Genomic DNA, 13,152 nt, shown 5'->3' with positions numbered 1-13,152 from the left:
ATAAAAGATTACTTGGATGACCCATATGTTGAACCTAAATTTATACTCGGAAAAAGCGCATATTGGAGAGAGGACGTTGATGTGCCGAAAAGCTTAAAGGCATTTCCTTTTAGACTTTCATGGTGCTATGAAGATATGTATTCTATATTTCCGACCTGGGGAGATTATTCACTTACTGCAATACGAAGAGATACTGAAGTCTATCATAGTCAGGGTATAAATTTAAGGCAGATAGCAAAAAGGAGAAAACCTCTTACAAAAGGTGCAATGATGAACTGGATTGCAACGAGGAGTAACTTAAGTGATGAGAATGCTGCAGATGTTATTACTGCGACTAATGAAGCATGGGAAAGGGGACTTCTCTTACCGGGAGTTGCAGATATTTCATATTTGGATTGGAGCGGCGGTACACCGTCAAACTTGGCAAGTCTGGCTTTTGCAATGGAAAATATGGCTAAAGATGGTATGCTGAGTTTGGTATGGATGGCTGCCTGTGATGTGGTGGAGGTATCGCTTAAAGCACCTAGAATGCTTAAAGGAACAGCTGAGATTGTAAAATTTCTAAGAGATTATCTTGATGAAGTTATTTTTGCGGTAGAAAATAAGCTTGCCCCACAAAATGCATTGGAAATGAAGGCTGTAAAGAATCTCGCCACAAAATCCGGATCTTCAAAGGCTGTAGAATATGCCAAGGAAATAGTGAATAAGCTAAATTCCCTTGGTATGGATATAAAAGAAGAAAAGTATGATAAAGTACAGAATCAAAATACGCCGAATGATTTTGATGAAGTATGGGTGGCATTACCAAAGGCTAAAAAGCTTATCTATGATAATGTTGAGTTTAAAATAAATGTATTTGAGGTAAGAAAGACAGAAAAAGCTTTCAGCTTCGATTTGAAATTACCGGATATACCTGACAGGCTGTTTCAAGTATATATTTACGGATGGTTTTACGGAATTCAAAAAGAGGCTCAGATGTCGGGAGCTGTGGCCGACTACAACGGAAAAATCATAGATGAGAAAGAAAAGAGCGTATGGCTTCATTACGACCCTGAAAAGAAAAAGGTTGTAGTAAGCAAATATAGAAACTGGAGAGGTGAAAAAGAAGGACCACTTGAGGGCAGCTCAACACCTTACTCAAAGATATTTTTGACTATTGCAGTGAGTACTTTGGCACAGGACGGAGAGAGTATTTATGGAGCAAAAAGTCTTTTCAGACAACTGGCGGACTCGGGAGATTTATCTGTAGAAAATTTAAGAGAAGTCATGAGAGAACTTTTATTACATGAGGAGATAAGCCCGGCAAAGCTTGTAAGAATAGTTGAAAAAGAAAATAAGCTTTTAAGTATATGCTATGTAATGCTTGTTGAGTGTATCAAATACGCCGGAGAGTTTGTTGTAAAAAGTAATAAGCCTCCTGCATGGATAAACAGAGTTTTGGATATCTGTACTTATTATGCCGACTATTTAAGGGAAGCAATGAAGAGAGGATTTATTTCAAAAGAAGATGCCAAATGGTCCGGACTTTTAGAAATTGCAAACTGTACTGCCAAGTCCACTGCAGTGAAGAAAGCAAAGAGTTTGGCAAAAATACTGGGGATAGGATGATTAAGGAATGAGAATATCGGATGGTGGAATATATAAAACTCCAAAGGAAGCATTGAAGGCTGTATTTGGTTACGACTCATTTAGGCAGGGGCAGGAATCGGTTATAAATGCTGTTTTGGATGGAAGAGATATTCTTGCCGTGATGCCTACAGGAGCAGGAAAGTCACTGTGCTACCAGGTTCCGGCTATGCTGCTTTCAGGAATCACATTGGTCATTTCTCCACTTATCTCCCTTATGCAGGATCAGGTAAAGGCATTGAATGAAGCCGGTGTGGATGCTGCATTTATAAACAGCTCTTTATCTGAAAAGGAGATGCATGATACTTTCAAAAATGCATCGAAAGGTCAATATAAGATTATATATGTGGCACCTGAGAGACTGATGAGTGAAGGTTTTGTTAGGCTCGCAAAAGGTATTGAGATTTCAATGATAACTGTGGATGAGGCACATTGTATCTCACAATGGGGACAGGATTTCAGACCAAGTTATATGGATATAGCGGAGTTTGTAAATGTTTTGGATAAACGTCCGATTATAAGTGCATTTACAGCGACTGCCACTCAGAATGTCAGAGAAGATATTATTTGCTCTTTGGGGCTTACCAATCCATATTTTCTTGTAACGGGATTTGACAGGGAAAATTTGTTCTTTCAGGTAGATAAACCACAAAGTAAAGATCGTTTTATACTTGATTATTTAGACAGACATAAGGGTGAAAGTGGAATTATATACTGTGCAACCAGAAAAAACGTGGACAGTTTATATACATTATTAAAAAAGCGGAACATATCTGTTGCAAAGTATCATGCAGGAATGAGTATTGAAGAGAGAAAGCAAATGCAGGATGATTTTGTATTTGACTATACAAGTATCGTAATAGCAACAAACGCTTTCGGAATGGGAATCGATAAATCAAATGTCAGATTCGTCATTCACTACAATATGCCGTCAAGCATGGAAAACTATTATCAAGAAGCGGGAAGAGCCGGTAGAGACGGACTTAATTCCGAATGTATTTTACTGTTTTCACCTCAGGATATTATAATTAACAGATTTTTATTGGAACATAAAGATTTTAGTGAAATTGATCCGATGGATGCAATGACAATCAGGGAGGGGGATATTAAAAGACTTCAGATAATGGAGGGATATTGCTATACGACTGAATGTTTGCGCAACTATATTTTAAAATATTTCGGAGAAGATCCCCAAAAGCCATGTGATGATTGCGGTAATTGTCTGCGACAATTTGAAACTCTTGATATGACGGATGAGGCTAAAAAGATAATAAATTGTATATATGAATCTCGTGGAAGATATGGCAAGAATATAATAATGGATACAGTACTTGGAGCAAAGACTGCAAGACTTGCAGAAATAGGAGCAAGTGAATATAAATCCTATGGAGTTCTGGAATCATCAAATAAAAATCTTTTACGGCGACTTATTGAAGAGCTTTTACTTGAGGGCTATATTCAAACAGGAGAATATCAGGTTTTAAAACTTGGAGATATAAGTAAACTAAAGCTGAAAGATACTAAGGTCTTGGTAAAGATAACCGATGAAGATAAGGTCACAAATAGGAAGTTAAAGCCTAAGAAGAATATAAAGGGAACGGATTCACTTACTTCTTCAGGATTCAAACTCTTTGATAAATTAAAAGAGCTGAGACTTGAAATTGCCAGAGAAGAGAAGATGCCTCCATATATTGTTTTTAATGATAAGACCTTAATTGATATGTGTGCAAAGATGCCTACTACAAAATCCGATATGTTAAATGTCTCAGGTGTCGGAGAAAATAAATACGGTAAATACGGTGAAAGGTTTATTGCTGTAATAAAAGAATATGCGAAGCAGTTAAAATAATATAATAAATAACAGAGTAAAAAAAGCTCCATTCGATAAGTAATCATTTGGAGCTTTTTTTATGCTTAAAGAGTTATTATATATCGGAATATAATTTTAATGTGCAAAATATTGTACATTCTTTATGCTATTTTAAACATGGAAAATAAATCGGATGAAGAAATTTTGGTATGACTAAAGAGGGAGGTTGATTTTTGAATAAATATGACAAAGTAATCGGGAAACAGTTTGGAATTATACAAGGTGAAAAATATCTTGTTTTTATTAAAACCGGTAGAGGTGGAAGTATAGAAGGTTTTGAAAATAAATATTTGAGCATATGCAGTATTTTATTTAAAAAATATGGTTATACATTTGTTGTTTCCGCCAATCCTAAAGATTCGGTATGTGATTTGGAGGAAGAAATAAAATGTATAAGTAAGTATGTTGGTGATTATAAAGAAATAATTTTTGTCGGAATTTCAAACGGAGCTTTTATAGGTGCAGCTCAGTGTAGAAAAATTGAAAAAATAAAGAATGCTGTTTTGATTAATGCTCCACTGATGATCAACTTTCATAAAATAAAAGAAGGTGCCCAAAAGTTTAGAGGAGATAATATGTACTTTCTGTATGGTGAAGAGGATCCTTCATTTCGCTATATTGAAGTCTTAAACAGCATAAAAAATACTGCCTGTAAATATAAAACAATTAAAGGTGAAGGACATGATTTTTCAATAGAGTCTTTGATATCTGAATTGAATTATTTTTTTGACGGATTGAAGGAGGAAAACAAAGGTAATAGAAAAAATCAGGTTAGAATAGAGGGAGAAGCAAATATATGCAATATACCTGAGCTTAACAAGAATATAAACAGACAAAACATCTACTCAATAGATAAGATAAATGATGCAATCTCAGAGGGACATAAGATCAGTTTTATATATAATGATATAGGAACTGATTTTAAGCTTCATCCAAGGAGAGAAGAGCGTTATATTGTAAATCCATACAGGATAGTTGCAAATAACGGGAAATTTTATCTGATAGGAAATTATGATAAGTATGATAATGTAGTACATTTTCGTATAGACAAAATGACTGAGGTATGTGAACTTGAAGATAGAGTTAAGCCGATGAAAGATGTGCCTGAGCTTAAGGCCGGGATAAATCTTCCAAAGCATATGGCTGAACATATTTATATGTTCAGCGGAACAAGCACTGCTGTTAAGCTCCTGACAACCAAAGATATGATGTCTGAACTTGTAGATTGGTTTGGGACAGACTTTAGTATTATTAAAAAAGATGAAGACCGGATTACAGTAAGAGTAAACTGCAATGAAAAGGCAATGAAATTTTGGGCATTGCAATATGGACCTTATGTAGAGGTTTTGGAACCGGAAAGTCTTAGAAATCAAATTAAAGAAAGTATTGTCGACATGTCAAAGAAATACTCGGATTGATAACTTTAGTTTGGTGAAATGGGTAGCTGTCATTTTTAACGGACAGATGCTCTGATAAACTCCAATTATAACAAAGAAGTACTTTGTGGATTGGAGGAAGAAGATGATTGTACAGATGAGCAGTAAATCAAAGATTTTTCACAGACCCGGATGCAGATTTATAAATCGAATCGAAGAAAAGTCATTGATAAGCTTTGATATGGATGACATAAAAATCAAGTATTTAAAGCCATGTAAGTGCTGTTGCAATATTAAGTTTTTATACAATGGATATAGAGAAAATTTAAAGGTTGTATTCAGAGATTTACCTATTTGGACAGAGCTTAAGGAAGATTATATAGAGGTCCATACGGATTGGTATAATTGGCGCATAAGCTTAAATGAATCAAGTCAGGAAATAGGATTGTATCTTGAAGAGTGGGATGAAGAACTGCAAAAATATAGATGGACTGAAGTGGATGAGGCCGGAGGAAGCAAAAACTTAAAAAAGGCTATGAGATATATTGCAAAGGAAGAGAGGGTTGCCTTTTATCCTTGTAAGTATAGAAAGTATGCACTGGGAATAGAGTACTTAGCTAATAAAAGGGGAGTACAAATAGAGTTTGATGACACAGATCTTTATATTCTTACCGATATGGCGGCTTGGAAAATATTGTATGTACAACACAGGTATAAGTTATTGCATTGTCCGTTTGATGGAAAGCCTCTGACCATGGAAGAAGCAAAGACTGCGTATTACCATATACAAAGGGATGTGGTAAAGAATCAATCACCATACAATCATCTCGAGTATATTGTAAGACATGATGAAGCAAAAAAGTTAATGCGGGTTAGTTATAAGAAATTACCGAAAGTAACAAAGCAACAAAAAAAGTATTATCGTCAAGCTGAAAACAGGGAAAAAAGAAACAGCATAAGAAGGGTTTGGAATCTGTTCGCAAAACTTGAGGCAGAGAAGGAAAAGCAAATAATATAAGAGTATCTCCTGTATACCACAGGTTTAATGATAAGTCGGGCCGACTATAATATACTTAGCTCATCAAAGCAAAGTATGTCTCCTATAGTTCAACGGACAGAATGACCGGCTACGGACCGGTTGATTCCGGTTCGAATCCGGATAGGAGAATCAATATCTCACCGCAGGTTCAAATCCTGCTCTGCCCATTATTTTTTTATTCTGTATTAAAAGATGTAAGTTTGGAAGAAAATAGTGGTATAATAAGCATGTGACAGATACTTTTAAAGTATTGAGATTTAAACAGCGAAAGGAAAGATTATGGCAGGAGATTTCAGATACGACATAGTAGAGGAGATTGGAGTTTTATCAGAGAATGCAAAGGGTTGGAGGAAGGAGCTGAACCTTATTTCATGGAACGGTGCTACACCGAAGTACGATATAAGAGAATGGGCACCTGAACATGAGAAGATGGGAAAGGGAGTGACACTTACAAAAGAAGAACTTGAGGCACTGAAGAAGTTGATAAGTTTTTAAGGAGATAAGAGTATGAATGTTGTGAAATTACCGAAGAACTTCAGAACGGCTTGTTATGATGTGATGGATGACAAGGAAGGTTCATTAGATGCAATTGAAAAATTCTCAGAAAAGTTTCCGCATCAAGTCGCCGCGGTTTTAGCTGAAGCGGATTATTTTGACGGAAATTTTTCCAATGCTTTGGATAGAGATATTACGGTACTGCCTTGGTTTGATGAGTGGCATTATTCAAATGTAAAAGATGAGCATATGGCAGCTATGACTACAGTCGCTATAGTACTTAACAGGCAAAGTGAGCTGATCGATATATTTGAAGAAGAAAAAATAAGATTACAGGGCGAGAATGATAATGGTCCTAAAATTTTCTTTATTGATGCAATGCTGGAGTGTTTAAAGACCGGAGCTATGCCATGTAATCGTATACGCGGTGATGCAAAGTTTAAAGAGGCAGTCGACCCCAAATCAAAGGAAGAGCTTATAAAAGAGGTAAAGTTGAAAAATAAAAAGATTGAAGAAGGCAGCGTAGCGTGGAGGACAAAGCTTTTTACAATTTGTCGCCTTCAAGGATATCCGAAAGACGCTCTTGAAATATTTGAAGAAAGAATGAAATGTAAAGATGAAATGAGCGAACTTGACTACATTGAGGCGATTAAGCTGTATCAATTCTTTGAAAAATATGATGAGGCAATGAAGATAGCGGAAGAGCTTGCAACATCAAGACTTTGGGCAGTGGCGTCGGCTACTCAAGTTCGTCCTATGAGTTTTTTCTTAGAGCCTGTTTTATGCCCTTATCTGCTTGAAAGTGACAGCTTATCACGTATTCGCAAAGCGTCAATTATTGATAACGGCAGCTTGATTCGCAAATAAAAAGGCATCCTCTGACAGGGGATGCTCTTATTTTACTTAAAAACAAGTGTTGAAATCACATACAAAATTCCGATATGCAGAGGATAGTAAATATAGAAGAAATTCTTTATACCTTTTCCTTTCTCACCGTTGTACAGTGCTATCGGAACGGCTGCAAATATCATGATGCTTTGAATCCTGTCACCGACAATAAAAATATATGCGGACATTGCAACCAAGATAAGTATCTGTAGTACTCTGCTTTTTCTGAATATATAGAATAAAAGCCCCAGAAGTACAAAGAGGCAGCCACCCTCAACAGTAAGGATATTAGGCAGATACAAAGAGAATATCGCGATATAACGTACAACATCCGGTGAAACGCTGTCACTTGCGGAAAGTATTCCTCCAATAAGCATAGGCAAGGTAAGCAAAATGGGTACAAAGCATAGAAGTATCGCACCGATTATCTTCGGTACCGATTTTTTGTGGACGCCGTCTACAAATATATCCCAGAACAACATATATAATCCTGTAACAAAGAATGTGCTGAATGCATTATTCATAAGTACTACATTATCATTTGGTAGAATACCCTGAAGTATAAAGGTAAAAGTGGACATAAACCAGCTTGCAATCAAAAGTCTGATTAAGTATCTTTTTTTACTATGTGTGTAATGAAAGCTCTCTGAAGAAGCAAATAAGAACATGGGGAATACAAGTCTTCCCAACATAGTAAGCCACATAGGTGCTCCGACATGTGAAAACATTTCATGAATGTGGTCGATGAACATCAGTGCGGCGGCAATAAGCTTAAGCGTAGTGGCATTTAAAAATTGCCAATTAAATTTTTTAGTATCCAATAAATAACCTCCTTGAAAATATCGCTGTATTGTAATAAAAAGAGAAGAACATGTCAATATGGAAAATCGGCTTTTATGTCAAGTGTTGCCCCGATACATTGACACGGGAAAGCGGTAGGATTATAATATGATGAAACTTGGGGACAAAAAACCTGATACACTAAGCGTCAGGTTGACCCGAGGTATAATATAGAAACAAAAACCGATATAGTTTTGACAGGATGGTGGTAGTATGAAACAATGTATGGATTCAAGCAGTCTACATCGCAGACTGAAAAAGATAATAGGACAGGTACAGGCAATAGATAAAATGATAGATGAAGATGTACCGTGTGAGGATATACTCTCGCAGATAAATGCGGCAAAATCAGCTTTGCACGGGTGTGGGAAGGTTATACTTGAAGGGCATATAAAACATTGTGTACGTGACGGTATAGACCACGGAGATGTAGACAAGACCATAGATAATTTTACAAAAGCTGTAGAACGCTTTGCAAATATGGGATAAAAAACAGCTATGTACTAAGCAATAAAACTTCATAATAAGCATATAAGGCCGATATTTAGTTGTTAAGATTAGATATCGGTTTTTTATTTTAAACTCTTGATAAACATATACCCCTATAGGTATAATGCAAACATAAAACATATACCCCTATAGGTATAAAATAATTGTTTGAAAGAAGGCTTATATGAAAGAGTTTATGAGCAAAATAGAAGACCTTATGGATTTTGGAGGAGTAAAGAAAGACATTATATTCCTTTGCATATCAGGGGAGGCACTTTTACTCAGTATTACAGGATGGATAAAAGCACCTTTTAATTTGGCGTGGATTGCCGTTATACTTTGCGGAGTTCCTATAATACTTGAAGCGATAATCGGACTTACAACGGAGTTTGATATAAAAGCGGATGTATTGGTATCTCTTGCACTTATTGCGGCTATCTGTATAAGAGAGGATTTTGCAGCAGGAGAGGTAGCCTTCATCATGCAACTTGGAGCATTACTTGAAGACATAACAGTTGCCAAGGCAAGAGCAGGTATAGAAAAGCTTGTGAAGCTTACACCTAAGACCGCCAGAGTTATTGAAAACGGTATTGAAAGAATAAAAGATGCGGACGAAGTGAAAAAAGGTGAGATTATAAGAGTGTTGCCGGGTGAGAGTATACCTGTTGACGGTGTTATGGTATCAGGTACGACATCAATAGATCAGTCTGTAGTGACAGGTGAGTCTGTACCGGTGGATAAGAGTGTCGGTGATGAGGTGGCAAGCGGTACAATAAATCAGTTCGGCGTATTTGAAATGAAAGCCACAAAGGTGGGAGAAGACAGCTCTATCCAAAGAATGATAAAGCTGGTACAGTCTGCAGATGCAGGCAAGGCAAAGATTGTAGGTACTGCAGACAAATGGGCGACATGGATTGTAGTTGTGGCATTGTCGGCAGCGGTACTTACATGGCTTTTTACAGGACAGATAATAAGAGCTGTTACAATACTTGTAGTATTTTGCCCATGTGCATTGGTACTGGCTACACCGACAGCCATTATGGCGGCCATAGGTAATGCGACTAAGCACGGATTTTTGGTAAGAGAGGGCGATGCACTTGAGAGATTGTCAAAGGTTGATACTGTTGCTTTTGACAAGACCGGAACGCTTACAAAGGGAAAGCTTAGTGTAACCGAGTATAAGAGCACAGATAATGAGTTTTCGGATGAAGATATTTTCTTATATGCCTGTGCAGCTGAAACATTTTCAGAGCATCCTATAGGAAAGGCGATTGTAAACTCATATAAGGAAAAATTTTCAAACAGCATATACAAATACGAAGATTTTAATATGACTGTAGGCAGAGGAGTTTCTTCTGTCATAAACGGCAAGAGAGTGATTGCAGGAAACAAAAAGCTCATGAATGACAATAAGATATCTGTAGACTGTGCGGATACAAAAAAGTATGATAATCAAGGCTGTACTGTAATCTATATCGGAATAGACGGAAAGTTTGCAGGTTATGTGGTGCTTTCAGACACATTGAGAAGTGAAAGCAAAAATATGATTGAAACCCTGAATGAAATAGGAGTAAGTCCTGTTTTACTTACAGGTGATAATGTAAATGCGGCCGCATCCATAGCAAATGCACTTAATATAGCCGAGCATTGTGCGGAGTGTATGCCTGAGGATAAGTTAAACTTTATTGATAACAGGGAAAAATTAAAAGGTTCGGTTTGTATGATCGGTGACGGAGTCAACGATGCACCTGCACTTAAAAGAGCTACGGTAGGTATTGCTATGGGCGGTATCGGAAGTGATATAGCTATAGAAGCTGCGGATATAGCGCTTGTGGATGATGAGGTGAAAGAACTTCCACATCTGTTGTCACTCTCAAAGAGGATGATGAACACAATCAAGTTAAATATGTCATTTTCAATGGGATTAAACTTCATTGCAATAGTGCTTGCAATTACAGGTATCCTAAACCCTATAGTGGGAGCATTGGTACACAATGCAGGTTCTATAGCGGTTATAATAAATTCTTCACTTCTGCTTAGGTGGAAAGGTTATATATAAAAAAGTAGGCGGTCCATTTTTGGACTGCCTTTTTTTTATGATTTAGTATATAATGGTACGTGGTCAAAACTTAAATATTTGTATGAGACCGATAATCAAATACTGTTATAAAGAGGAGAAAATGAGCGAAAAAGAAAAGATGCTTGCAGGAAAGATATATGACCCTACAGATGAAGAGCTGATAATATTGAGGACAAAGGCACATAGACTTTCACAGCATTACAACACATTATTTGAAGATGATAATTTGAGGAATACTATTATAGATGAGCTGATACCAAGTAAAGGTGAGGGACTTTATTTACAAGGTCCTATTTATTTTGACTACGGTATCTTTACAAGCTTCGGCAAAAACTGTTATGCAAACTTCAACTTTACAGTGCTTGACGTATGCCCTGTGAATATAGGAAGTAATGTATTTTTCGGTCCGAACTGCAGTCTTATGACACCGATGCATCCGTTAAGGTGGCAGGAGAGGAATATAAAGTTTAAGGATGATAAAACAGCCTATGACGATGAGTATGCAAAGCCTATAAGTATAGGTGATAACTGTTGGATTGCCGCAAATGTAGTGATAACAGGCGGAGTGACAATAGGAGAGGGATGTGTGATAGGAGCAGGAAGTGTGGTCACTAAGGATATACCTGCAAACAGTCTGGCGGCAGGCAATCCTTGTAAGGTCATCAGAGAGATAAATGAAAAAGATTCAATAAAATATAAGAAAGAATTATTTTGACAGATAGGAAATAAGATGAACAAAGAAATATTAAAAGAGTGGTCAATAGATATCCTGGTGGATATTATTGCAGGTATATTTATGGGAATAGGAACTTACTGCTTTGCAGCCGCGTTCAAGTTTCCGATGGTGGGATTTACAGGACTTGCACTGATACTGTATCAGCTTTTCGGCTTGCCGGTAGGTATAGGAACTATAGTACTTAATATACCTTTTGCTATAATCTCATATAGGGAGATAGGAAGAAAGTTTTTATTAAAATCAATCAAGTCAATTATTATAACATCAATAATGATTGATATTGTTGCAAAGTTTGTGCCGGCGTATCAGGGAGAGTATATACTTGCAGCCATATGTACGGGAGTTATTTCCGCAACAGGCTATGCACTTATATTTATGAGGGATTCATCGACAGGCGGAGCGGATTTTATAATGGTGCTTATTCATCACTTCTTCCCACATTTTTCACTTGGAAAGATAGCGCTTGTAATAGACTCCTGTATAATTGTACTTGGAGTTGCACTTGTATCAAAGAATGTAAACAGTCTTATATACGGACTTATTATTGCATATCTTGTTGCTACGGTGCTTGATAAGGCGATGGACGGACTTACGGCAGGTAAGCTTATTATGATTATATGTGACAAGCCTAAAGATATGGCAAAGGAAATAGCAAGTCTTATTGACCGCGGTTCCACATATCTTAAGGCTGTGGGAAGCTATACCGATGAAGAGAGAGATGTGGTTATGTGCGCCTGCAGAGTAAAGGAAGTACATACAGTACGTCAGGCTGCAAAGAAATTGGACCCGAGATCATTTGTTATAATAATTGATTCAAATGAGGTTGCAGGAGAGGGATTCAGACATTTATAAGGTGAGATATGAATATATTTGAAGAAAAGAAGATAAAAGTAGCGGACGCCGTATTGGCACTTGACCTTGACGGAACATTGACCAACTCAAAAAAGCAGGTAACTGAAAATACAAAGGCAGCCATAGACAGATTTATAGATGCAGGCGGAACCGTGGTACTTGCATCAGGCAGACCTACATTCGGTGTGATGCCTGTAGCAAAGACACTGGAACTTGATAAAAAGGGCGGTTATATACTTTCATATAACGGCGGTTGTTTCTTGGATTGTAAGAATAATGAGCAACTTTTTATGAAGGAATTGACACATGAGTACCTGCCGATACTTGAAAAACAGGCAAACGAGTTCGGCATCAACCTTATGACATACAACGGTGACAAGGCATATGCGCTTGATATAGATGAGCAGTATTATATGTTGGAGATTACCATCAATCATTTTATCAGAGTAAAGGTAAACCCTTTGACTCCGCAGATTACATTCCCGATAATCAAATGTCTGATGACTGCGGACGGCGATTATCTTGCAAAGGTTGAAAAAGAAATGAAAAAATACTGGGAAGGCAAGTTGAATATTGTTCGTTCCGAGCCTTATTTCCTTGAGGTGACTGAAGTGGGTATAGACAAGGCGAGTACCCTCACCGGTATGGTAAAAAAGCTTGGAAAGAGTGTCGACAATCTGATTTGTTGCGGAGACGGATTCAACGACCTTTCAATGATAAAGGCGGCAGGCATAGGAGTGGCTATGTCAAACGCACAGGACAAGGTAAGAGAAGCCGCAGACTACATCACAAAGTCAAATGATGAAGACGGCATCGTTAATGTGATAGAGAAGCTTTTTGAGTGGGAGAAATAGGAGGAAT

The 13,152-nt window shown here is 37.2% G+C and carries 11 protein-coding genes, 1 tRNA gene and 1 pseudogene; 12 read left to right on the top strand and 1 reads right to left on the bottom strand.

Annotation, left to right across the window (positions count from 1 at the left end; genetic code table 11):
• The 7 genes and pseudogenes from ACO6FI_RS08695 to ACO6FI_RS08665 all read left to right on the top strand — a co-directional run.
• A pseudogene (locus tag ACO6FI_RS08695) lies at positions 1–1,608 on the top strand (PRTRC system protein E); the annotation flags it as partial.
• A gap of 7 nt (positions 1,609–1,615) precedes the next feature.
• Positions 1,616–3,475: a DNA helicase RecQ gene (gene recQ, locus ACO6FI_RS08690; protein ID WP_315035726.1), complete on the top strand. Its 1,860-nt coding sequence runs from the start codon at positions 1,616–1,618 to the stop codon at positions 3,473–3,475.
• 194 nt (positions 3,476–3,669) lie between these two features.
• Positions 3,670–4,914 carry a WYL domain-containing protein gene (locus ACO6FI_RS08685; protein WP_485456995.1) on the top strand — a complete coding sequence of 415 codons (1,245 nt, stop codon included), beginning with the start codon at positions 3,670–3,672 and terminating at the stop codon, positions 4,912–4,914.
• A gap of 103 nt (positions 4,915–5,017) precedes the next feature.
• Positions 5,018–5,890 carry a hypothetical protein gene (locus ACO6FI_RS08680; protein ID WP_485456994.1) on the top strand — a complete coding sequence of 291 codons (873 nt, stop codon included), beginning with the start codon at positions 5,018–5,020 and terminating at the stop codon, positions 5,888–5,890.
• 78 nt (positions 5,891–5,968) lie between these two features.
• Positions 5,969–6,040 (top strand) — tRNA-Arg (locus ACO6FI_RS08675).
• Between the two features lie 150 nt (positions 6,041–6,190).
• Positions 6,191–6,406, top strand: a complete 216-nt coding sequence (locus ACO6FI_RS08670) for a YdbC family protein (RefSeq protein ID WP_060930600.1) — start codon at positions 6,191–6,193, stop codon at positions 6,404–6,406.
• Between the two features lie 12 nt (positions 6,407–6,418).
• Complete coding sequence (locus tag ACO6FI_RS08665) at positions 6,419–7,273, top strand: hypothetical protein (protein ID WP_314448814.1); 855 nt, start codon at positions 6,419–6,421, stop codon at positions 7,271–7,273.
• 32 nt (positions 7,274–7,305) lie between these two features.
• On the opposite strand, the gene ACO6FI_RS08660 is transcribed toward ACO6FI_RS08665, so the two are convergent.
• Positions 7,306–8,115, bottom strand: a complete 810-nt coding sequence (locus tag ACO6FI_RS08660; RefSeq protein ID WP_485456993.1) for a TraX family protein — start codon at positions 8,113–8,115, stop codon at positions 7,306–7,308.
• Positions 8,116–8,347: 232 nt separating this feature from the next.
• Between ACO6FI_RS08660 and ACO6FI_RS08655 the strand changes: the two genes are divergently transcribed.
• From ACO6FI_RS08655 to ACO6FI_RS08635, 5 genes are all read left to right on the top strand, one after another.
• Positions 8,348–8,623, top strand: coding sequence for a metal-sensing transcriptional repressor (locus ACO6FI_RS08655; protein ID WP_485456992.1), 276 nt, complete (start codon positions 8,348–8,350; stop codon positions 8,621–8,623).
• 184 nt (positions 8,624–8,807) lie between these two features.
• Positions 8,808–10,682 carry a heavy metal translocating P-type ATPase gene (locus tag ACO6FI_RS08650; protein WP_485456991.1) on the top strand — a complete coding sequence of 625 codons (1,875 nt, stop codon included), beginning with the start codon at positions 8,808–8,810 and terminating at the stop codon, positions 10,680–10,682.
• Positions 10,683–10,803: 121 nt separating this feature from the next.
• Positions 10,804–11,418: a sugar O-acetyltransferase gene (locus ACO6FI_RS08645; protein WP_485456990.1), complete on the top strand. Its 615-nt coding sequence runs from the start codon at positions 10,804–10,806 to the stop codon at positions 11,416–11,418.
• 15 nt (positions 11,419–11,433) lie between these two features.
• Positions 11,434–12,291: a YitT family protein gene (locus ACO6FI_RS08640; RefSeq protein WP_485456989.1), complete on the top strand. Its 858-nt coding sequence runs from the start codon at positions 11,434–11,436 to the stop codon at positions 12,289–12,291.
• Between the two features lie 8 nt (positions 12,292–12,299).
• On the top strand, positions 12,300–13,145 hold the full coding sequence (locus ACO6FI_RS08635) for a Cof-type HAD-IIB family hydrolase (protein ID WP_485456988.1): 846 nt from the start codon (positions 12,300–12,302) through the stop codon (positions 13,143–13,145).
• Positions 13,146–13,152 lie beyond the last annotated feature (7 nt).

The organism is Lachnoanaerobaculum sp. (genome assembly GCF_057250505.1).
The sequence above is the reverse complement of the archived record's forward strand: the minus strand, read 5'-3'. Positions and strand labels throughout refer to the sequence as shown.

Coding starts and splice junctions, on each gene's coding strand:
- recQ (WP_315035726.1), top strand. CDS start 1,616: ATGAGAATATCGGATGGTGGAATATATAAAACTCCAAAGGAAGCATTG.
- ACO6FI_RS08680 (WP_485456994.1), top strand. CDS start 5,018: ATGATTGTACAGATGAGCAGTAAATCAAAGATTTTTCACAGACCCGGA.
- ACO6FI_RS08670 (WP_060930600.1), top strand. CDS start 6,191: ATGGCAGGAGATTTCAGATACGACATAGTAGAGGAGATTGGAGTTTTA.
- ACO6FI_RS08665 (WP_314448814.1), top strand. CDS start 6,419: ATGAATGTTGTGAAATTACCGAAGAACTTCAGAACGGCTTGTTATGAT.
- ACO6FI_RS08655 (WP_485456992.1), top strand. CDS start 8,348: ATGAAACAATGTATGGATTCAAGCAGTCTACATCGCAGACTGAAAAAG.
- ACO6FI_RS08650 (WP_485456991.1), top strand. CDS start 8,808: ATGAAAGAGTTTATGAGCAAAATAGAAGACCTTATGGATTTTGGAGGA.
- ACO6FI_RS08645 (WP_485456990.1), top strand. CDS start 10,804: ATGAGCGAAAAAGAAAAGATGCTTGCAGGAAAGATATATGACCCTACA.
- ACO6FI_RS08640 (WP_485456989.1), top strand. CDS start 11,434: ATGAACAAAGAAATATTAAAAGAGTGGTCAATAGATATCCTGGTGGAT.
- ACO6FI_RS08635 (WP_485456988.1), top strand. CDS start 12,300: ATGAATATATTTGAAGAAAAGAAGATAAAAGTAGCGGACGCCGTATTG.